The following is a 20,769-nucleotide window of genomic DNA, read 5'->3' on the forward strand; positions in this document are numbered from 1 at the left end:
TTGCAGTGGGTAATTGATTAAGCTGTCGCTACTTTCTTATTATCACTTCTTTTTAGGAAGGCATAACTAAAGCCTGTTACTAGCGTACCAGCAACGATGGCCAGCAAGTAGGGGAGTACCGGGGTGATCGCACCAGGAATAAAGAGTACGAATAAGCCCCCGTGAGGCGCTAATAGATGTGCACCAAATACCATAGATAGCGCACCAGTTAATGCTCCACCAGCCATACAGCATGGGATCACACGTAATGGATCGTGTGCCGCAAAGGGAATTGCCCCTTCAGAGATAAAACAGAGTCCCAATACAAAAGAGGCTTTACCCGCTTCCGCTTCACTAGCCACGAATTTAGATTTTGCTAAGAAGGTCGCTAGTCCCATCCCTAACGCTGGCACCATACCTGCAGCCATAATGGCTGCCATTGGTGCATAGGATTGTGATGCTAATAGACCAACACCGAACGCATAGGCCGTTTTATTAACTGGGCCACCAAGGTCGAAACACATCATCGCACCCAGCAAAATACCTAAAAAGATTGCATTAGCTGAACCCATGTTACTGAGGAAATTAGTTAACCCTGACATGATTGCAGAAACCGGTGTACCGACAACATAAATCATAATCAAACCGGTAATTAAAGTTGCGAATAAGGGGATGATTAAGATTGGTTTAAGTGCCGCCATTGAGTCTGGAATTTTTACTTTATCAGCAATGAATTTAGCGGTGTAACCTGCGATAAAGCCGGCAAGAATACCACCAAGAAAACCCGCGCCAGTAGAGCTTGCTAACATACCGCCAATTAAACCTGGGGCAAGTCCCGGTCTATCGGCAATAGAGAAGGCGATGAAGCCTGATAATACGGGGATCATTAATGCAAACGCGGATGCGCCACCGATAGTCATTAATGCTGCGGCAAGTGTGCCCTCTTCTTTAAAGGCTTCAATACCAAATACAAAAGAGAGTGCAATTAATAGGCCGCCAGCAACAACGACGGGTAGCATATAAGATACCCCCGTCATAAGATGCTTATAAATCGCCGAACCGTGTGATTGAGGCTCCTCTTTTTTACTGCATGTGGTGCTTTCGCTATGTTGATAAATAGTTGCTTCGGAAAATGCTTTGTTAATTTCTTGATCTGTTTTTTTCAATGCTAGACCCGTGCTTGTTTTATATAGTTTTTTACCATTAAAACGAGCTAAATCAACTTCTATATCTGCAGCAATAATAACCATGTCAGCGGCTTTAATATCGTCTTCTGTGAGTTGATTTTTAGCACCCACTGAGCCGCGAGTTTCAACTTTGACTTCATAACCTAAAGCTTTACCATGGTCTTCTAGTGCGGCAGCAGCCATAAAAGTATGGGCAACACCCGTTGGGCAGGCTGTGATAGCGACGATTTTTTGTTGTACCGAGGTTGCTGCAACCGTGTTAACGGTCGTTACTTCGGTTAGTAGCGTTGCTTTATCAACGGCGTTTTGTAAATAGCTTTTACTACCAGTTAAACATTCGCTGATATTGGATTGGTAAACTTTTTTACCTTTAAAACGACTGTTATCGACGGGCGTATTCGTCGCAATAATAATGCACTCTGCCTCTTCAATCTGCTCTGTAGTGAGTGACTGCACAGGCATGATACTCGAGTGGCACTCAATATTGACTTGCCAATTTAACTCCTTGCTCGCTTTTTCTAATAGACCAGCAGCAATGATGCTATTGGCTATGCCACTAGGGCAGGCTGTTACGATAGCTAATTTCATGTTATATCCCTCTTGGTGATTGTTCTGTACGGACATTGTTTTGTGCTGCTAGTACGGCGTTAATATCATTAACACCAACGCCGACTTGACTAACTGCAAGCGAAGCAAGTGCGGTGGCAAAACTAAGAGTTTGCGTTTTTGGCCACTGTTGTAATTCTCCCCAACATAGCCCCGCGACTAGGGTGTCCCCTGCGCCAACGGTACTCACAACTTCACTTAGGGGTGGTTGTGCGGTTATCCAGCCATCTTGATGAACCCATAAAGCACCTTTTTCGCCTAATGAGATAACCACATTGCTACAGCCTTGCCGTTGTAATTTTTGTGCCGCTTGTTGAATATCACTGTCGTTAGTCAGTGGCGCATCGGTTAAAATAGTTAGCTCATGGTCATTAGGTTTGATTAGGTAAGGGTTACTTTTAACGCCAGCAACAAGAGCTTCATTACTGCTATCAAAAAAGACTTTTTTACCCTTTTTCTGTAATGTTTCTATCCATTTTGCGCAGCGTTCAGGTGCAATTCCTATCGGTAAGCTACCTGCTATCACAAAAATATCGTGATCTAGAGAGAGTGCTAACAACTTATCTTCAAAGGCTTGTAAATGTGCTTCTGTCACGCTAATTCCCGGGAAATTAGAATCACTTACTTGCCCCGAATTTTCGACAATTTTTACATTGGTGCGTGTATTGCCAGCAACGCGGATGAATTGATCATTCATATTCAGTGAATCAAATAATTGTGTAAATGGTGCTTGATTGTCACTACCTAGAAATCCACTTACCGTCACTGCTGCGCCTAGTTCAGCTAACACTTTTGCGACATTGATTCCTTTACCTGCGGCATGTAAATCAGCCGATTCAATGAGGTTGACGTGACCAATCGCTAACTGTTGTAGTGAACCTGTTAGGTCTAAAGCGGGATTCAGGGTCACTGTGACGACTTTTAATTGTGCCTTCATACTGTAGTCTCCCCTAAACCTTGCGCAATGGCTTTACCAATTGCTTCTAGTGCCTGTGCGGCATCTTCACCTTCAGCGCTGAACTGTAATTGATGGCCAACTTGTACACCTAGCGTCATTACTTTCATCAAACTCTTGGCATTCACTGATTTGCCACTACCATTGAGGTTGATCATCTGAATTTGTGAGGTAAATTGTTTCGCGGTATGAACCAGCATTGCGCCGGGGCGAGCATGCAAACCATGTGGGTTTTTAATGGTAAAGACCTGTTGCATTCCTGTAGGCTGTTGTTGCGTCAATAGAGAGATGATCTCGGTTGCAGAGGCGCTGAATAGCGACTCAATTTTTTCTGTTTGCAACAATGTAATTAATATTTCCAGATTATTTAAATGGAGTTTGTTGTTGCTAGCAATAGATAATAAACCTTTAACTGGTTTGTCTTGATAGGTAAATGGCGTTGCCACTGTAACTAAAGCGAGTGCACTTTTTTTGATACCTTGATTGCTACTTGTTAGCCATAAACCTTGACCTAAGTAGGTTGCCTCTTTATTGATTAGAGCGGCAATAAAATCGTTTTCTACCGCATCTTGGTTTTTGATGAGGCCAGCGACTACTGCGGTGAGTTGTAATATATCGGTTGCTGGAAAAGCGCATTGGATAAGGTCGCTAGTGAATAGAATTTCCGTTTGTAGTTTGCTATTGAGTAGATCGACGATCTCTTCTGCACTGTTCGCTTCCTGTAGTTGTTGCTCAACGCCATCGGCGGATAACACTTTTGTTAGCTGTTTCAAAATCGCTAAATGTTGATCTGATTGTGCAGCAATACCAATTGCTAAGTAAACCTTATTACCATCGCCCCAATCGACACCTTGAGGAAAGTGATGTACCACAATGGCCGTTTTTTTTACTTGGTCACGCGTATCTGTGGTGCCGTGCGGAATCGCAATGCCGCTACCTAAAAAGGTCGAGTTTTGTGCTTCGCGAGCGAGCATCCCGTCTAGGTAACCGGATCCGACATAACCTTTATCAATTAAGTTATTGGCAATAGATTTGATTGCCTGCTGTTTATCATTCGCGACTTGGGCAAGTACGATATCGTTGTTGCTAATGGTTAACATATTCGGACCTCTATCATATTGGCTGAAATTACAATAAGCGTAGTTTTGTAATTCAAAAAATTCACTGTAGTGACTATTTGCTTGTTTGCTGAAACGATTCAGTTGATATACTGAATCGTTTCAGCTAGGATTGCAATCAGTTTTTAAACAATTATTTATTGGTTAGTAAAAAAATTGCGATAAACTTCACGATTTTGTACTGAACAACTGCGAGTTAACGATGAAATTAGAAGAAATAGCTAAATTAGCGGGTGTCTCTCGTACTACTGCAAGTTATGTGATCAATGGCAAGGCAGAGCAATATCGAATCAGCGAGAAAACGCGTCTAAAAGTGATGGCGGTGGTCGAGGAACATAATTACAAACCGAATTATACAGCAAGCTCATTGCGTGCGGGTAATAGCCATACATTCGGTTTAATTATTCCTGATTTAGAAAACTCAAGTTATGCAAAGTTAGCGAAATTATTAGAGCGAGATGCGCGTAAAGCAGGGTTTCAATTGATCATTTGTTGCTCCGATGACCAGCCTGAAACAGAAAAGAGCGTGGCGGAAAGTTTACTTAGTCGTCGTATTGATGTGCTACTTGTGGCGAGTGCGTTAGCTGCGAACGATAGCTTTTATCGTAACATTCAAGCGAAGGGGGTTCCCGTTGTCGCCCTTGACCGAAGTATGGATGACCAATTTTTTGCCAATGTTATTAGCGAAGATTTAGAGGGGGCGCTAAGCCTAACCTCCTCGTTATTGAGTAAAAATCCGGCTTCTATTGGGTTGATTGGTGCCATGCCTAATTTTAACGTTTCGCAGGAGCGTGAACAGGGCTTTAAGAGTGCCGTTAGCAAACATCAATATCCCTTGCGTGTACAATATGCCTACGGTGACCATTTTAGTATTGAGCAAGGAAAGTATTTAGCGCAGAAGTGGATAGATCAAGGATGCTTTCCCGATGCCTTACTCATCACCTCTTATACCCTCTTTGAAGGGGTATTAGATTGTCTCTCTGCGTATCCTGATTTGTTACAAACAACCGCTTTAGGAACCTTTGGTGACAATCGTTTATTAGATTTTTTACCCATAAAGATACAATCACTGCCACAGCAATACGAAATAATTGCCGATAAAGCTTTACAGCTCGCATTAGCTGCGGCTAACGGTGACTATCAAGCTGGTGTGGACGTTGTTTCGCGTAAATTAATTAAACGGTAAATATTTCGCTAATTAGTAAAGGCATCAATAATCGGGCAATCTGGTTTATCGTCACCACAGCATTTTTCGGTGATCGCTTTTAAACTATTTAAGACCGCCTGTTGCCGTTCAATTTTTCCTTGTAGCTCAGCGATTTTTTCTGACAACAGCGCTTTGACATCGGCGCTGCGTCTAGCTTCATTCGCTGATAAGGTTAATAACGCCTTGCTCTCTTTTAAATTAAACCCCGCCTCTTTGGTTTTTTTAATAAAGTGCAATTGTTGAATTAAATTGGGGGGATAATAGCGATATTCATTGTCACCCCGCGGCGCCGGTGAAATTAATCCAATCTCTTCATAGTGACGAATAGACTTTACCGATAAGCCCGTCTCTTTTGCTGCTTGGCTAATAGTTAGCATGGTTGTTCCTCTTTATCTATTTGATGCGTCGTTTTTATTGAAACGCTGTTGCAACTTTTCTTAATCCGTTTTGGCTTTAAAAAAACGTAAGCGATTCGCATTGCTGACCACGGTGAGTGATGACAATGCCATCGCACATCCAGCAATAACCGGGTTAAGTAATAGGCCAAAAAAGGGGAATAACACCCCCGCAGCAATGGGAACACCTGCGACATTGTAAATAAATGCGCCGACCAAATTTTGTTTGATATTACGCAGCGTGGCTTTACTCACGGCAATCGCATCGGCAAGGCTATGCAGCGATCCGCGCATTAAAGTGATATCGGCGCTCTCTATCGCAATATCGGTGCCCGTACCAATGGCAAAGCCGACATTGGCCAGTGCCAGTGCAGGCGCATCGTTAATGCCATCTCCCGTCATACCGACAATTTCACCCTGCGCTTGTAATTCCGCCACCTTTTTCGCTTTATCTTCGGGGGGGACTTGTGCAAAAAACTCACTGATGCCAACGTCATCGGCAACCGCTTGTGCTGTCTCCTGATTATCCCCCGTTAACATGATCACGCGGATACCACGTTTTTGCAAACGTTTGATGGCGGCGAGGGAATCCTCTTTGATCGGGTCAGCAACGGCAATCACGGAGGCTAATTGACCATCAATGGCGAAGAAGATCGGCGTTTTCGCGGCTTTAGCCATCTTTTTGCTGACCTTGAGACTGTTATCATCAATGGCGATACCTTGGCTGACCATCAGTTGCTGATTGCCCAAAAGGAGCTGCCTGTTTTGCACTTTTCCTTCGACACCTTGAGCAACGATGGCATTAAAATCGCTGACCCTGTTAATCGTTATCTTGCGCGCTTTGGCGGACTCGACAATCGCCTCTGCAAGCGGGTGCTCAGAACCCGACTCTAAACTGGCAGCCAGTGCCAATAAACGCGCTTCATCCATATTGTTAGTGATATAAATATCGGTGACCTTAGGTTTACCCAGGGTGATGGTGCCCGTTTTATCGAGCAACATAACCGTTATTTTTGATGCATTTTGTAGCGCTTCGCCATTACGAATTAACACACCTGCTTCCGCTGCTTTGCCGACACCGACCATCACCGACATCGGCGTCGCTAGCCCTAGCGCACAGGGGCAGGCGATGATCAGCACGGTGGTCGCCGAAACAACGGCAAAGGCGATACTGGGTTGGGGGCCAAAATTTAGCCATGCTAAGGCACTACCGATAGCGATGATTATAATGGTCGGTACAAAATAGGAAGCGATAACATCGGCTAAACGTCCGATCGGTGGTTTAGCGTTTTGTGCTCGTTTAACCATGGTGATGATGCGAGCGAGTGCGGTCTCTTTACCCACGCGTAGGGTGCGAAAAATAATCGTGCCACTTTTATTGATGGTGCCTGCAGCGACTTCGTCATCGACCCCTTTCTTAACCGGCATCGGCTCGCCAGTGAGCATCGATTCATCAACGCTGGTTGTCCCTTCGCAGACTTTACCATCAACGGGGATACATTCACCGGGGCGAACACGAACAAGATCGTTAACTAATACCGCAGCGATGGCAATATCAACCTCTTTACCATTGCGGATAACGCGCGCTGTTTTTGCCTGTAAGCCGATTAATCGTTGTATCGCTTCGCTCGTGCGGCCGCGCGCTTTCAATTCCAGTGCTAACCCTAAATTAACGAAGGCGATGATCATCGCACTCGCTTCAAAATAGAGATGCCTAGCCATCTCTGGTAACGCTTCTGGGGAGATAACCACGACCATAGAATAGAGCCAAGCGGTTCCTGTGCCCAAGGCGATTAAGGTATCCATACTGGCACTATGGTTAAGCAAAGCACGCCACGCTGCGATATAAAAATGTCGCCCGGCAAAGTACATCACTGCCACGCAGATAAGCCCTATCACTAGCCAAATAGTTCGCTCGATAGCGGTGTTGACGGTCATTGCTCCGCCCAACATGCCATATAGCATCAACGGGATGCCCAGCCCTAGGGCGATCCACATTTGGGTTATTAATTTCTGATAATTTATTTGTTCTGCTTGCTGTTTTTCTTCGAGCAGTTGCTGATCACTGGCATTGCCCGTGCTTTTGGCTTGATATCCAGCGGCAACAATTGTGGCTATTAATGTTTCTTTCGCCACATTACCGGTGACGGAAACGGTTCGCAGGGGGAGATTCATTTGCGCCTGTTGTACACCAGTCAGGGCATGTAATGATTTTTCGATTTTATTGACACAGCTGGCACAGGTTGCACCTTCAATCAGTAATTCTTGCGTATTACTGTGTGCGGTTAATTCAGTTGCGTCTGCTTCCGCTTTGCCGCTATCTATCACGGTTAGCGTCGCGCTTTTATCGGCAGAGTCATAATCAGAGGGCGTGGTGGTTTGATAACCTTTAGCGCTGATTACGGCGAGAATCGCATGCACGCTGTTATCGTAATCGACACTCGCCGCGATAGTCAGTTGTGCACTTTTGCTAGGAAAATCGACGGTCGCGCTGACCCCCTCAATCTCATCGAAGGCGCGTTGCAATCGATTGGCGCAGCCATTACAGCTCATTCCCTCTATGGGTAATGTTAAAGTGCGAGATGAAGGCATAGTGAGTCCTGAGTCATAAACAGCGATAATTGAAGTTTAGACCTTACCCTAACGTTAAGGTCAATGGTCAATTAAATAAAATGGACGTATCTCCGTTGACATTCCCCTTGGGGTAAGGCTTATTATAAAAATACCATTTATCTATCGATGTTAATATGAGACAAGCGATTACTTTAATTTTGATGCTGACAATTATGGCGACTTTCACTCAGAAAGCGGCCGCATTTGCATCTTTATTGGATAATGGCATGGTTTCCATGAGCCACTGCCCGATGTCGATGGGATTAAAGCAAGCGCCGATGGAGATGGATAAAACAGATTGTCCAAGCAATGACAGTGCGCAAACGATGGATTGCCAAAGCGATTGTGATTTGATGACGGTTGTCTCTGTTCTCTATTTTATTGATAATGATACCTCTGTTAGCCAACTTATTTTGCTGCAAAGCTATCACCCCGTTACCACTTCCTCCCCCTATTATTTTTCCGAATCCCCATATCGGCCCCCCTTTATAGGCTAATTGTTTTTTTAAACGAAGATTTATTTTCAGGTGTTGATGCACCTAATGATTATAAAAAACAGTTAATTTATTATCCCTAACATCTTTATTTTTATCTGTTTATCGCAAATGAAGTGTGTGGGAGAGAAGGAAATAGAGGATGAAAATTACCTCCTGTTTATTAGTTATAAGTCGTTCATTACTGACGCGTTTGTTGAGCACTGCTATTTTACTTGCTGTCAATCATCTGGCCGCCGCAATGAGTCTTGAGGATGCGGAATATTTGGCGATTAAATCCGATCCTGCACAACAGATCTATCAATCAAAACAGGCCGCCTTGATTGCCCAAGGGGTAGCAGGTTCAACGCTGGCCGATCCGATGATCAAAATAGGCATGGCGAATATCCCGACGGATAATTTTGAGTTAGACCAAGATCCCATGACCCAACTTAGCTTTGGGGTGGCGCAGCAATTTAGCCGAGGCTCACAACGAGAATTGACCCAAGCTGGCTTTAACCAGCGTTCAGAAATAGCCGTTTTGCAAGCCTTAGATCGCCAATTGAGCGTAAAAAAAACGGTGCGTGAACTTTGGTTTAACATTTTATTTATTGATAAATCAATGCAAATCGTTAACGAAAATAAAGCCCTCTTTTTAGGTTTTTATCGCGATCTGCAGTCGAAATTCTCCTTGGGGTTAGCACAGAGTGATGATTTGATTTCTGCAGAAATTGAGATAGGTAAGTTCGATGAAAAATTGGCGTCACTGAATCAGAAGCGCCTTAACTATCGCACCTTACTGAGTGAGTATATTGGTCAATATGCCTACGACAAGCTACCCAGTGATATTCCCCAATGGTCTGAAACCCTCTCCTATGTCAGCACTGCAAAGGTGCAAGGGGATCATTATGATTTATTGACCATGCATCCAAAAACCAAAGCGTTAACGCAAGGCATTAGCGTGGCGGATAACGGCATTGCCTTTGCAGAAGAGAACTATAAACCGAGTTTTAAGGTCGAGGTGGGTTACGGGCAGCGCTTTAGTGAAGATGCGATGGGGCAGTCAAGGTCAGATCTGGTGAGCGCCTTTGTCTCCATGGATCTGCCTATCTTTACCGATAAACGTCAAGATCAGCAGCTTATCTCTGCGCAACATAACAAGGGGCAAAAACAAGCAGAACAGCGTCTCTTATTACGCCAATTGAATGCGTTGCTCAATAGTGAATTGATTAATTATCAGCAGATAAAAGAGCGCATGCAGCGTTATCAAACTAGCTTACTGAAACAGGCAAAGCAGCATAGTCAAATAGTCGAGGAGAGTTATCAATCTAATACGCGTTCCTTTAAAGCGGTGATTGATGCTTACATTCATGAGCAGAGCCTGACATTAGAGTATCAACAACTTTATTTTGAAAGCCTTAATATGCTTGCAAAAATTCGTTATTTACAAGCACTGTAATAGGAAAATAGGATGCGTTATTTAATTATTTTAATCATAGGATTAGTGGTCGGCTTCTTTGCCGCCAATATAGAACAGATCAATGGCCTATTTGCCAGCAGTGAAAAAAACGCTGAACCAGAAATTTTATATTGGGTTGCGCCGATGGACGCCAACTATCGCCGTGATAAACCCGGGAAATCACCGATGGGGATGGATTTAGTCCCTGTCTATGCAGAAACAAATAGTGCTACAAAAGCTGCGCCTAAAATCCTCTATTGGGTTGCGCCGATGGATGCCAATTATCGCCGTGATAAACCCGGTAAATCGCCGATGGGGATGGATTTAGTACCCGTTTATGAAGAGAGCGCGGGGCAATCTGAAGCAGGCCTTGTTACGATTTCGGCGCAAGTTGAGAATAACTTAGGTGTACGTACCGCTGCCGTGGTTAAAGGTGACTTTACAACGGAGATCAACACGCTCGGTACAGTACAGGTGAATGATGACGCCGTTTGGCAGATTAATAGCCGCGTATCGGGATGGATAGATAAACTTTACGTGAAATCGGTGGGCATTGAGGTTGGCAAAGGCGATCCGCTATTTGCATTATATTCACCAGAGTTAGTGCAAGCGCAAGAGTCGTTATTAAATGCCATGCATTTGCAACGCAGTGAACTGATTCGTTCATCGAAAGTGCGTTTACAAGCCTTGGGGGTGAATAGTGAGCAGATTGAAAAAATCGCTAAAAGTAAAAAAGTTTCCCAGAACATTACGATCTATGCACCGCAAAAAGGAACGATCTCAGAACTGAAATTAAATGAAGGTGCCTTTATTTCACCCGCCACGCAGGTTATCAAAGCGGTCAATTTAGACACGGTTTGGGTGGACGTAGAAATTTTTGCAGGGCAGGCTTCTCTGGTCAACTTGGGCGATAAGGCCGTTATGCAGCTAGACTATTTTCCCGGTCAGGCGTGGCAGGGTATTGTTAGTTTTATTTATCCAGAAATGAATGTTAATAATCGTACCTTGGTCGCACGTTTACAGTTTGATAACCCCAATGCGCAATTAAAACCGAACATGTTTGCACGCGTCCTTTTACAGCCTGAAATTGAGAAAAACAGATTACAAATTCCACGCCAAGCGGTTATCTATGCGGGCAATATGAACCGTGCTGTTTTAGCCTTAGGCAATGGTCAGTACAAATCGGTACTCATTAATTTAGGGTTAGAGAATAGAGACTCGGTCGAGGTGTTATCGGGTTTAAATGAAGGAGATAAAATCGTCACCTCGGCACAATTTTTACTCGACTCCGAGTCCAGTATTAGTGCCGATTTTGAGCGAATGTTAGAGCTTGAAAAAGCCAAACCAGTCGAGCCTGAATATGATTCGACCATTCCCGATGATTCCCTCGATTGGTTAGATTTAGGGGTAAATTGGCCGGCTAGTGGAGTAGCGAGTGAGGTGACCTCATGATTGCCAAGGTCATAAATTGGTCCATTAAAAACCGCATTATGGTGCTATTGATAACCGTGGCGATTGTTGCCTATGGGATATTTGCCGTACAGAAAACGCCGATTGATGCGATTCCCGATCTTTCCGATGTACAAGTCATCATCAAGACGAGTTATCCGGGGCAAGCGCCGCAAGTGGTTGAAGATCAAGTCACTTATCCTCTGACGACCGCGATGCTCTCGGTGCCGGGGGCAAAAACGGTACGTGGTTACTCCTTTTTTGGTGACTCCTACGTCTACATCATTTTTGATGATAATACCGATATCTACTGGGCTCGCTCGCGGGTATTGGAGTACCTTTCGCAAGTTGCCCCAAATCTCCCTAAAGAGGCGCGTTCAGCCTTGGGGCCTGATGCCACGGGCGTTGGTTGGATATTCAGTTATGCGCTGGTGGACAAAAGTGGTCAACACGATTTAAGTGAACTGCGTAGTTTACAGGATTGGTTCTTAAAATTTGAACTGCAAACCGTTGCGGGTGTTTCCGAAGTGGCAACGGTTGGCGGCATGGTAAAGCAGTATCAGGTACGGGTTGATCCGAATAAGTTACGTGCTTACAACCTATCGCTTAGCAAAATCATGGCGGCAATCCAGAGTGCCAATCAAGAGAGTGGTGCTAGCGTTATTGAGATGGGCGAAGCAGAATACATGGTGCGAACATCCGGTTATCTCTCATCGATAGATGATCTCAAGGCTATTCCATTACAGGTCAATAGGCGAGGGACGCCGCTATTATTGGGGGACGTGGCAACGATTAATCTAGGCCCACAAATGCGCCGTGGTATTACTGAACTTAACGGCGAAGGGGAAGTGGTCAGTGGCGTGATCGTGATGCGCTTTGGTGAAAATGCACAGGGTGTCATCGCAGCGGTTAAAGAGAAACTGAATGAGTTGCAAAAAAGTTTGCCGAGTGGTGTTGAAATTGTGCCAACCTATGACCGTTCTGAACTCATTGCCGATGCGGTAGAGAATCTTTACCATAAGCTACTGGAAGAGTTTATTGTGGTCATTTTGATCTGTGCCGCTTTCCTATTCCATTTCCGCTCCTCCTTGGTGGTCTTACTCAGTTTACCCATAGGTATTTTTGTCGCCTTTATTATTATGTCTTGGCAGGGAATTAACGCTAATATTATGTCCCTTGGCGGCATTGCCATTGCCATCGGCGCGATGGTTGATGGGGCGATCGTGATGATCGAAAATGTCCATAAGCATATGGAGAAAACCGAGCTAAACGATGAAAATAGGTGGCAGGTAATTAGCAAAGCAACCCTTGAAGTGGGGCCAGCACTGTTTTTCTCACTGCTAATAATCACCTTTAGTTTCCTACCAGTTTTTGCCTTGGAAGGGCAATCGGGCAAAATGTTTTCGCCACTGGCCTTTACTAAAACCTATGCGATGGCGGCCTCCGCAGGGCTGGCGATCACCTTGATCCCAGTATTAATGGGCTATTTTATTCGCGGCAAAGTGTTAGCTGAACATAAAAATCCATTGAATCGCCTGTTGATTGCTATTTACATGCCTGCGTTATCCCTGAGTTTACGTTTCCCAAAACTCGCGATCAGTGCTGCATTCACTATTTTATTAGTGGGGTTCTATCCGATCAGTCACATTGGTAGTGAGTTTATTCCACCTCTCGATGAGGGTGATCTGATGTATATGCCAACTACTTATCCGGGGATCTCCATCGGTAAAGCGCGTGAGTTGTTACAGCAAACCAATAAGCTGATTAAGACCGTGCCTGAAGTGAAAACCGTTTGGGGGAAAATAGGCCGTGCTGAAACAGCCACCGACCCTGCACCATTGACCATGATTGAAACCACCATACAATTTAAGCCCAAAGCGCAATGGCGCACGGGCATGACTAAAAAAATGATCATCGATGAACTCGATAGTTTGATTCAATTTCCGGGGTTAACTAACGCTTGGGTGATGCCGATAAAAACACGTATTGATATGTTGGCAACGGGGATTAAAACACCCATCGGGATTAAAATTGCGGGAGCAGATTTAGCGGAAATCGAAAAAATCGGCAAGCAGGTTGAGCTGATTTTAAAAGAGGTTAAGGGAACCGCCTCGGTCTATGCTGAGCGAGTCTCCGGTGGACGCTATGTGAAGGTCGACATTGACCGAGAGAAAGCTGGACGTTATGGGCTTAATATTGCGGAAATTCAGCAGTTAGTTGCCGTGGCGATTGGGGGTAAAAACATTACCGAAACCATTGAAGGGTTAGAGCGGTACCCCGTTAATTTACGTTATCCGAATGATTATCGTGATTCCGTCACTGCCTTGAAAACACTGCCGATAGTCACAGCAAATAAAATGAACATCAGTTTAGCCGATGTCGCCAATGTTTATATCGAAGCGGGTGCGCCGATGATAAAAACAGAAAATGCGCGTCTTAACGGTTGGATTTTTGTAGACATCGAAAACCGTGATTTGGGTTCCTATGTGCAAGAGGCAGAGCGGCAAGTCAATGAGCAAATTAATTTACCAGCGGGTTATTCGTTAGCTTGGTCTGGGCAATATGAGTACATGGAAAAAGCCAATGCGCGTCTGGCCAAGGTGATCCCTGTGACCCTCGTTATTATTGTTTTGTTGTTGTATTTCGCTTTTCGTCGAGTAGCTGAAGTATTGTTGATTCTTTCGACCTTGCCCTTTGCCTTAATGGGGGGGATTTGGTTGATGTTTTTACTTGACTATAACTTCTCCGTTGCCGTTGGTGTCGGCTTTATCGCGCTCGCTGGCGTTTCGATTGAAATTGGCGTTATTATGCTATTGTATTTAAATCAAGCATTAAGAGAAAAACAGGATAAGCGGCTTGAAAAGTTTAATCTTAATGATCTCAAAGAGGCTGTTATGGAAGGGGCTGGGCTGCGTGTGCGCCCAATCATGATGACGGTGGCCACCGTGGTCATCGGCTTAATACCTATTATGTACGGTGATGGTACGGGATCATCGGTGATGCAGCGTATCGCGACACCGATGATCGGCGGCATGGTTAGTGCCATCATATTAACGCTGCTGATTTTACCCGCAGTCTATTTTCAGTGGAAAAAAATGAGCTATACCCCTATTTTCAAAGGTCATTATAAAAAGGAAACATTATGAATATCAGAAAAAGTAAAATCGCATTAGCACTAACAGGCGTACTCTTTATGGCTATGCCACTTTCTAGCGCCTTCGCCGATCAAGACAGTTGTGAAATAAAAGAGACACGATTGGGTGAAAACATGAAGCACATGAAAAGTGAGTTGCGTGCCTATGTAAAAGCGTTTAAAAAAGATGATGCTAAAATGATGCAGGACCATCTTGATAACTTGTTGAAGTTAAGCGAGCAGGCTGCGCAGGAAACACCCGTTAAAATAAAAAACATGCAGGCGATGCACGATGATCACATGGAAGAGATGGACCATAGTGATATGGACAAGATGTCCCATGATGAGAAAAAAGATAAGAAAGATAAGAAAGATAAGAAAGATAAAAAGGATAAAAAAGAGAAAAAAGATAAGAGCGATAAAAAAGATAAAGACGCACATAACCATATGAAGGATAAACATGATCATGAAACGGATCACGACATGGACCTTGATATGGAGATGGATCATGATATGTCCGCTATGCCGACAATGGAGGGAATGAGTGCTGAGCAACATCATCAACATATGAAGTATTCTCAGGGAATGATGGAACTACAGGATCTCTTTAAAGCGTTAAATCAAACCAAAGATAAAGCTAAAATTAAAGAGATTTTAGAAAAAATAAAAGAGCACAGTAAAAAAAGTCATCAAAAATTCCGTCAACATTGTGATTGATTTTAACCCGTAAAATTGATCTGCGATTTATACCAACTCCGGTAAGTATGTGATCTAAATTTCGCGTAGGATAAACAGCTTAATTCAAGGCGTAATTTGACGTAAATGGTTATTCCCTTTGCGAAAATTACAACGCAGCAGTAAGTTGTTTTAACCAGTAAAATAGATCAGCTATTTATCGGAATTGGTATTATTCCGATTGCTATAATAATGAAAGCAACCGTTGCAGCACGGTTGCTTTCTTTTTTAAACTGGGCAAGGTTATTGAGGGTATTTCTGCTAAAATAACGCGATTGTATCTATTTGTTCCCCCTCAATTGGGGCTATTTATTCAGAAGAGAGTTATGAATAAAAAACTATTTGCGCTTAGCTGCGTATTATTTTCCCTTGTGATTACCCCGTTTAGTGTCGCCAAGCAGGCAGCCCCTGCGCCACGTGCCGTACCCGTCAAGACCGAAGTTGTTGGACTGCAAGAGAGGGCGCAATCGATCTCCTTAATCGGTAAGTTGCAATCGCAGCACTTTGTGAATTTGGCCTTTGAAGTATCAGGTAAAATCAGTGCTATTCATGTTAAAGCCAATCAACAGGTAAAAGCTGGACAGTTATTGGTACAACTTGATGATCAAACGGCACAAACGGAACTACTTGAAGCGCAAGCCTATTTGGCGGATGAAAAACGTAAGTTAGCTGAATTTAGTAAGTTATTGTTAAAAAATGCCACTTCACGAACACAGGTCGATGCCCAGTCGGCGTTGGTAGAAATTGCAGCGGCCCGTTTACAGGCGGCAAAGGTTCACCTCGATTTACATTATTTACGCGCTCCATTTTCAGGTACCTTGGGCTTTATTGATTTTAGTTTAGGTAAACTCGTTAATGTAGGTGAAAGCTTACTAACCTTAGATGACTTGTCAGTAATGGATCTTGATTTACATATCCCTGAGCGTCATCTTTCTCAGCTTAGGATTGGCATGCCCGTTAGTGCAACGACCTATGCCTGGCCTGATAACCGTTTTATCGGAGAGATCAAAGCGATCGACTCTCGTATTAACAGCGATACACTTAATTTACGTGTACGAGTACAGTTTGCTAATCAGCAGCTACAACTGAAACCGGGCTTAATGATGTCAGCGAAAGTGAATTTCCCTGCCGTGGAACAAGCTATTATCCCTATTCAAGCGCTTGAATATTCAGGTAGTAAACGTTTTGTGTATGTGATTGATAAAGAGAGTCGTGTAACACGCCAAGAGGTGATACTCGGTGCACGTATCAATGATAGTGTGCTCATTGAAAAAGGCGTTAACGTCGGCGATGTGGTCGTTGTACAGGGCTTAGTGAATATGCGTGATGGCCTATTGATTAAAGATTTAGGTGACCCAAAAGATAACCGGGAGGTGCACTGATGTGGCTCTCTGATACAGCGGTAAAACGACCCGTTGTCGCGATTGTATTGAGTTTATTGCTCTGTGTCTTTGGTGGTGTCTCTTTTTCAAAACTCGCAGTGCGTGAAATGCCCGATGTAGAAAGCCCCGTGGTGACCATTAATACCCGTTACGATGGTGCTGCTGCCTCGATCATGGAAAGTCAAATAACCTCGGTGATTGAAGAGCAAATCACCAGTATTAGTGGTATTGATGATATCACTTCGGTGTCGCGTAATGGCATGTCTCGTATTACCGTTACCTTTGAACTCGGTTGGGATTTAACGGAAGGTGTCAGTGATATACGTGACGCGGTCTCAAAATCGATACGCCGTTTACCCGATCAAGTGGATGCGCCCATTGTCTCTAAAAATAATGGCGCGGGTGAGCCTTCTATCTACATAAATCTTAATTCAACGGTGATGGATCGAACACAGTTAACAGATTATGCGGAGCGTGTCCTAGAAGATAGATTTAGCCTCATTTCTGGTGTCAGCTCGGTATCATTGTCCGGTGGCTTGTATCAGGTAATGTACGTGAAATTGTTCCCTGATTTGATGGCGGGGCGTGGGGTGACGACCAAAGATATTCTCGATGCACTGAAAAGCGAAAATATTGAAAATCCCGCGGGTGAAGTGCGTAACGATACGACTGTTATGTCAGTGCGAGCGGCACGTTTATATGAAACCCCTCAGGACTTTGATTATCTGGTGGTACGCACCGCTAATGATGGCACACCAATCTATTTAAAAGATGTTGCTAAGGTGTCCGTTGGTGCTGAGAATGAAAATTCCTCCTTTAAAAGTAATGGTGAAATTAATCTTAGCTTAGGTATTATTCCGCAAACCGATGCAAACCCTTTGCAGGTGGCGCAAGCGGTGCAGCAAGAAGTGGACAATATCCAACAGTTCTTACCGGAAAATACCACGCTCAAAGTTGATTACGATGCGACTGTATTTGTCAAACAATCGATAAGTGAAGTTTATCAGACCCTGTTTATTACTGGCGGTTTGGTGATTCTGGTTTTGTATATTTTTATCGGGCAAGCGCGTGCTACGTTGATCCCCGCTATCACCGTTCCTGTCTCTTTGATCTCCTCTTTTATTGTTGCTTACTCCTTGGGCTTTTCCATTAACTTAATCACCTTAATGGCACTCATTTTAGCCATCGGTTTGGTCGTGGATGATGCCATTGTGGTGGTCGAAAACATATTTCACCATATTGACCGAGGTGAAAAACCGCTATTAGCGGCGTACAAAGGGACGCGTGAAGTGGGGTTTGCGGTTATTGCCACCACGCTTGTGTTGGTGATGGTCTTTTTACCTATCTCTTTTATGGATGGCATGGTTGGTCTATTGTTCACTGAGTTTTCGGTATTACTGTCGGTGTCAGTTATCTTCTCTTCACTTATTGCGTTAACTTTAACGCCCGTATTGAGCAGTAAAATTCTTTCCGCTAAACGCAAACCGAATGCTTTTAACCGTTTTACAGATGAACTTTTCCAGCGCTTAGAAGGTTTTTATCGAGATATCGTGAAGCAGGCAATCCGTTTCCGTTATGCTGCTCCTTTTGTGATTATCGCCTGTATTACAGGCTGTCTGTTTCTCTTTAAGGCGATACCGAGTCAATTAGCACCACAGGAAGATCGCGGTGTTATTTTTGCTTTTGTTAAAGGCGCGGAAGGAACCAGTTATAACCGTATGACGGCCAATATGGATATTGTCGAGGCGCGTTTGCTACCTCTATTAGGGGAGGGGTTGATCAAGTCAATCAGCACCCAAGCGCCCGCCTTTGGAGGAAACGCGGGCGATCAAACTGGTTTTGTGATCATGGTGTTGGAGGATTGGGCTGCACGAGATAAGAGTGCCCAGCAAGCCCTTGGCGTGGTACAAAAGGCGCTTGCCGATATTCCTGATGTGAAAGTCAGACCGCTTCTGCCCGGATTCCGAGGTGGCTCCAATAATCCAGTGGAATTTGTCTTAGCTGGTTCTGATTATAGTGAACTGAATGAATGGGCTGAATTACTCAAGGATAAAGCAGAACAAGCTGGTTACTTAAGCGATGGGCAACTCAATTATTCAGAGAAAACACCTGAATTGGTGGTGTCTATTGATAAAGAACGCGCGGCAGAATTGGGCATTAGTGTCAGTGATATATCCAGTACCCTTGAAGTGATGCTAGGTGGACGATCTGAAACAACCTATGTTGAGCGCGGTCAAGAGTACGATGTCTATCTACGTGGAGATGAAAATAGTTTTAATAATGTTACCGATTTAAGCCAAATTTATATGCGCAGTCGCAGTGGGCAATTGATCACCCTCGATACCGTGACAAACATAGAAGAACAAGCAGGTGCCAATAGACTCTCTCATACTAGTAAACAAAAATCGATCACTATCGAGGGGAATATGGGGGGCAGTTACTCTCTGGGGCAGGTATTAGATTATTTAGATGCGCAATCCGCATCATTGTTACCGGGGGATATATCTATCTATTATTCCGGTGAATCGAAGGATTTTAAGGAAAATCAAAGTAGCGTCTTAATTGTCTTTGCTTTAGCTTTGTTGGTCGCCTACTTAGTGTTGGCGGCACAATTTGAAAGTTTTATTAATCCGCTAGTTGTTATGTTAACCGTACCAATGGGCGTCGTAGGCGGGTTTATTGGCTTGAATTTGATGCAGCTGGGACTCAATATATATAGCCAAATCGGCATGCTAATGCTGATCGGCATGGTTACTAAAAATGGTATCTTAATTGTCGAGTTTGCCAATCAATTGCGTGATAAAGGGGTGAGTTTAGATAAGGCGATTATTGATTCTTCTGCGCGTCGTTTAAAACCGATCTTAATGACTGCATTTACTACTTTAGCAGGCGCTATACCGCTTATTTTATCAACGGGAGCAGGTTATGAAAGTCGAATTGCCGTGGGAACTGTGGTCTTTTTTGGTATGTCCTTTGCTACCTTCATCACCCTCTTGGTCATTCCTGCAATGTATCGCCTCATTTCTGGCAACACCCATTCTCCGGGTTATGTACAGCAATTATTAGAAGCAGAACTTGCTGAAAATCAAATAGATAAACAGGCGAGAAATATCGATTAATAATGATGGATTGTGACACTAAGCCCGTTAATCATTAACGGATTTAGTGTTGCTGTTACATGACGCGGTTTCTACCTGCTTTTTTAGCAAGGTACAGGTTTTCGTCAGCCATTTTAATTAAAGTGGCTGCATCCCCGTTTTGCTCACCTATGGTGGTGGCAACTCCAATACTAATGCTGAGGCAATTTGAGACCTGAGAGCCTTGGTGTGGAAGTGCTAAATTTTCGATACCAAGGCGCAGCTTTTCCGCTATCTGCATGGCAGCCTCAGGTGTTGAATCGGGTAAAATAACGGTAAACTCTTCACCACCATAGCGGCAAACAATATCGGTTCTCCGTGCGATTAAACTTGATAGCGTTTGTGCAACGCTCAGCAAACATTGGTCACCGGCTGCATGGCCATAGGTGTCGTTATATTGTTTAAAATAGTCAATATCGATCATTAATAATGATAATTGCGAGTGATAACGTTGTGAAAGCAACCATTCTCTTGCTAAAAACTCATCAAACTTACGACGATTAGCAATACCCGTAAGCGCATCTTCATTTACTAGCTGCTGCAATAATTTACTCTGTTCTATCAGTTTTAAATGGTTTTTTATGCGCAGTTTAATCAAAGGTAAACGAAAGGGTTTGGAAAAAAAGTCGACGGCGCCAAGCTCTAACCCTCTAATCTCATTATCCATTTCATCTAACGCAGAGATAAAAATAACCGGTATTTTAGCGAATAGGGGAGACTCTTTTAGAGATTCACAAATTTCATAACCACAGACGTCGGGCATCACGATATCTAGTAGTATTAAATCTGGAATGGTGTTTTTCAGCCGCTGTAGCACCTCTTTAGAGTTACGAGCGACAATAATATGATAATCAGCGGATAAACACTGCGCTAGTACATCAATATAAAGCGGCTCATCATCAACGATAAGAATGGTGCTTTTGCTGGTCATTTTCTTTTGT

General features: G+C 43.8%; 14 protein-coding genes. 8 read left to right on the top strand and 6 right to left on the bottom strand.

The window, feature by feature from the left end; translation table 11 throughout:
* Positions 1–17 precede the first annotated feature (17 nt).
* The 3 genes from fruA to fruB are packed head-to-tail and all read right to left on the bottom strand — an operon-like array spanning position 18 to position 3,827.
* On the bottom strand, positions 18–1,754 hold the full coding sequence (fruA, locus tag AB2N10_RS15075; protein ID WP_354623186.1) for a PTS fructose transporter subunit IIBC: 1,737 nt from the start codon (positions 1,752–1,754) through the stop codon (positions 18–20).
* A 1-nt stretch (position 1,755) separates the two neighbouring features.
* Positions 1,756–2,709 carry a 1-phosphofructokinase gene (pfkB, locus tag AB2N10_RS15080; protein ID WP_369434040.1) on the bottom strand — a complete coding sequence of 318 codons (954 nt, stop codon included), beginning with the start codon at positions 2,707–2,709 and terminating at the stop codon, positions 1,756–1,758.
* Positions 2,706–3,827 (bottom strand): fused PTS fructose transporter subunit IIA/HPr protein, encoded by a 1,122-nt coding sequence (gene fruB / locus AB2N10_RS15085; RefSeq protein WP_369434041.1) that lies wholly within the window; start codon positions 3,825–3,827, stop codon positions 2,706–2,708. The genes pfkB and fruB overlap by 4 nt, the downstream gene beginning before the upstream one ends.
* A gap of 220 nt (positions 3,828–4,047) precedes the next feature.
* Between fruB and cra the strand changes: the two genes are divergently transcribed.
* Positions 4,048–5,031, top strand: coding sequence for a catabolite repressor/activator (cra, locus tag AB2N10_RS15090; RefSeq protein ID WP_354623190.1), 984 nt, complete (start codon positions 4,048–4,050; stop codon positions 5,029–5,031).
* 8 nt (positions 5,032–5,039) lie between these two features.
* Here cra and AB2N10_RS15095 read toward each other — a convergent pair whose 3' ends face one another.
* Complete coding sequence (locus AB2N10_RS15095; protein ID WP_354623191.1) at positions 5,040–5,429, bottom strand: MerR family transcriptional regulator; 390 nt, start codon at positions 5,427–5,429, stop codon at positions 5,040–5,042.
* A gap of 60 nt (positions 5,430–5,489) precedes the next feature.
* A complete protein-coding gene (locus AB2N10_RS15100) occupies positions 5,490–8,039 on the bottom strand; it encodes a heavy metal translocating P-type ATPase (protein WP_369434042.1) in 2,550 nt (849 codons plus the stop codon).
* 155 nt (positions 8,040–8,194) lie between these two features.
* On the opposite strand from AB2N10_RS15100, the gene AB2N10_RS15105 reads away from it, so the two are divergent.
* From AB2N10_RS15105 to AB2N10_RS15135, 7 genes are all read left to right on the top strand, one after another.
* Positions 8,195–8,557 (top strand): hypothetical protein, encoded by a 363-nt coding sequence (locus tag AB2N10_RS15105; RefSeq protein WP_354623192.1) that lies wholly within the window; start codon positions 8,195–8,197, stop codon positions 8,555–8,557.
* Between the two features lie 139 nt (positions 8,558–8,696).
* Positions 8,697–9,992, top strand: a complete 1,296-nt coding sequence (locus AB2N10_RS15110) for a TolC family protein (RefSeq protein WP_354623193.1) — start codon at positions 8,697–8,699, stop codon at positions 9,990–9,992.
* Positions 9,993–10,004: 12 nt separating this feature from the next.
* Positions 10,005–11,444, top strand: a complete 1,440-nt coding sequence (locus tag AB2N10_RS15115; protein WP_354623195.1) for an efflux RND transporter periplasmic adaptor subunit — start codon at positions 10,005–10,007, stop codon at positions 11,442–11,444.
* Positions 11,441–14,587, top strand: coding sequence for an efflux RND transporter permease subunit (locus AB2N10_RS15120; RefSeq protein ID WP_354623196.1), 3,147 nt, complete (start codon positions 11,441–11,443; stop codon positions 14,585–14,587). The genes AB2N10_RS15115 and AB2N10_RS15120 overlap by 4 nt, the downstream gene beginning before the upstream one ends.
* A complete protein-coding gene (locus AB2N10_RS15125; RefSeq protein WP_354623197.1) occupies positions 14,584–15,291 on the top strand; it encodes a hypothetical protein in 708 nt (235 codons plus the stop codon). The genes AB2N10_RS15120 and AB2N10_RS15125 overlap by 4 nt, the downstream gene beginning before the upstream one ends.
* 344 nt (positions 15,292–15,635) lie before the next feature.
* Positions 15,636–16,691: an efflux RND transporter periplasmic adaptor subunit gene (locus AB2N10_RS15130; RefSeq protein WP_354623198.1), complete on the top strand. Its 1,056-nt coding sequence runs from the start codon at positions 15,636–15,638 to the stop codon at positions 16,689–16,691.
* The gene (locus AB2N10_RS15135; protein ID WP_369434043.1) at positions 16,691–19,810 is read left to right on the top strand and encodes a multidrug efflux RND transporter permease subunit; all 3,120 of its coding nucleotides are present in this window, start codon (positions 16,691–16,693) and stop codon (positions 19,808–19,810) included. The genes AB2N10_RS15130 and AB2N10_RS15135 overlap by 1 nt, the downstream gene beginning before the upstream one ends.
* A 55-nt stretch (positions 19,811–19,865) precedes the next feature.
* On the opposite strand, the gene AB2N10_RS15140 is transcribed toward AB2N10_RS15135, so the two are convergent.
* On the bottom strand, positions 19,866–20,759 hold the full coding sequence (locus tag AB2N10_RS15140; RefSeq protein WP_354623199.1) for a diguanylate cyclase: 894 nt from the start codon (positions 20,757–20,759) through the stop codon (positions 19,866–19,868).
* Positions 20,760–20,769: the final 10 nt, after the last annotated feature.

Origin of the sequence: Psychromonas sp. MME1, from assembly GCF_041080865.1 — a bacterium.
Lineage (GTDB): Bacteria > Pseudomonadota > Gammaproteobacteria > Enterobacterales > Psychromonadaceae > Psychromonas.

Bases quoted from the DNA above. Each gene is read 5' to 3' on its own strand.
- fruA (WP_354623186.1), bottom strand. From the start codon at position 1,754: ATGAAATTAGCTATCGTAACAGCCTGCCCTAGTGGCATAGCCAATAGC.
- pfkB (WP_369434040.1), bottom strand. From the start codon at position 2,709: ATGAAGGCACAATTAAAAGTCGTCACAGTGACCCTGAATCCCGCTTTA.
- fruB (WP_369434041.1), bottom strand. From the start codon at position 3,827: ATGTTAACCATTAGCAACAACGATATCGTACTTGCCCAAGTCGCGAAT.
- cra (WP_354623190.1), top strand. From the start codon at position 4,048: ATGAAATTAGAAGAAATAGCTAAATTAGCGGGTGTCTCTCGTACTACT.
- AB2N10_RS15095 (WP_354623191.1), bottom strand. From the start codon at position 5,429: ATGCTAACTATTAGCCAAGCAGCAAAAGAGACGGGCTTATCGGTAAAG.
- AB2N10_RS15100 (WP_369434042.1), bottom strand. From the start codon at position 8,039: ATGCCTTCATCTCGCACTTTAACATTACCCATAGAGGGAATGAGCTGT.
- AB2N10_RS15105 (WP_354623192.1), top strand. From the start codon at position 8,195: ATGAGACAAGCGATTACTTTAATTTTGATGCTGACAATTATGGCGACT.
- AB2N10_RS15110 (WP_354623193.1), top strand. From the start codon at position 8,697: ATGAAAATTACCTCCTGTTTATTAGTTATAAGTCGTTCATTACTGACG.
- AB2N10_RS15115 (WP_354623195.1), top strand. From the start codon at position 10,005: ATGCGTTATTTAATTATTTTAATCATAGGATTAGTGGTCGGCTTCTTT.
- AB2N10_RS15120 (WP_354623196.1), top strand. From the start codon at position 11,441: ATGATTGCCAAGGTCATAAATTGGTCCATTAAAAACCGCATTATGGTG.
- AB2N10_RS15125 (WP_354623197.1), top strand. From the start codon at position 14,584: ATGAATATCAGAAAAAGTAAAATCGCATTAGCACTAACAGGCGTACTC.
- AB2N10_RS15130 (WP_354623198.1), top strand. From the start codon at position 15,636: ATGAATAAAAAACTATTTGCGCTTAGCTGCGTATTATTTTCCCTTGTG.
- AB2N10_RS15135 (WP_369434043.1), top strand. From the start codon at position 16,691: ATGTGGCTCTCTGATACAGCGGTAAAACGACCCGTTGTCGCGATTGTA.
- AB2N10_RS15140 (WP_354623199.1), bottom strand. From the start codon at position 20,759: ATGACCAGCAAAAGCACCATTCTTATCGTTGATGATGAGCCGCTTTAT.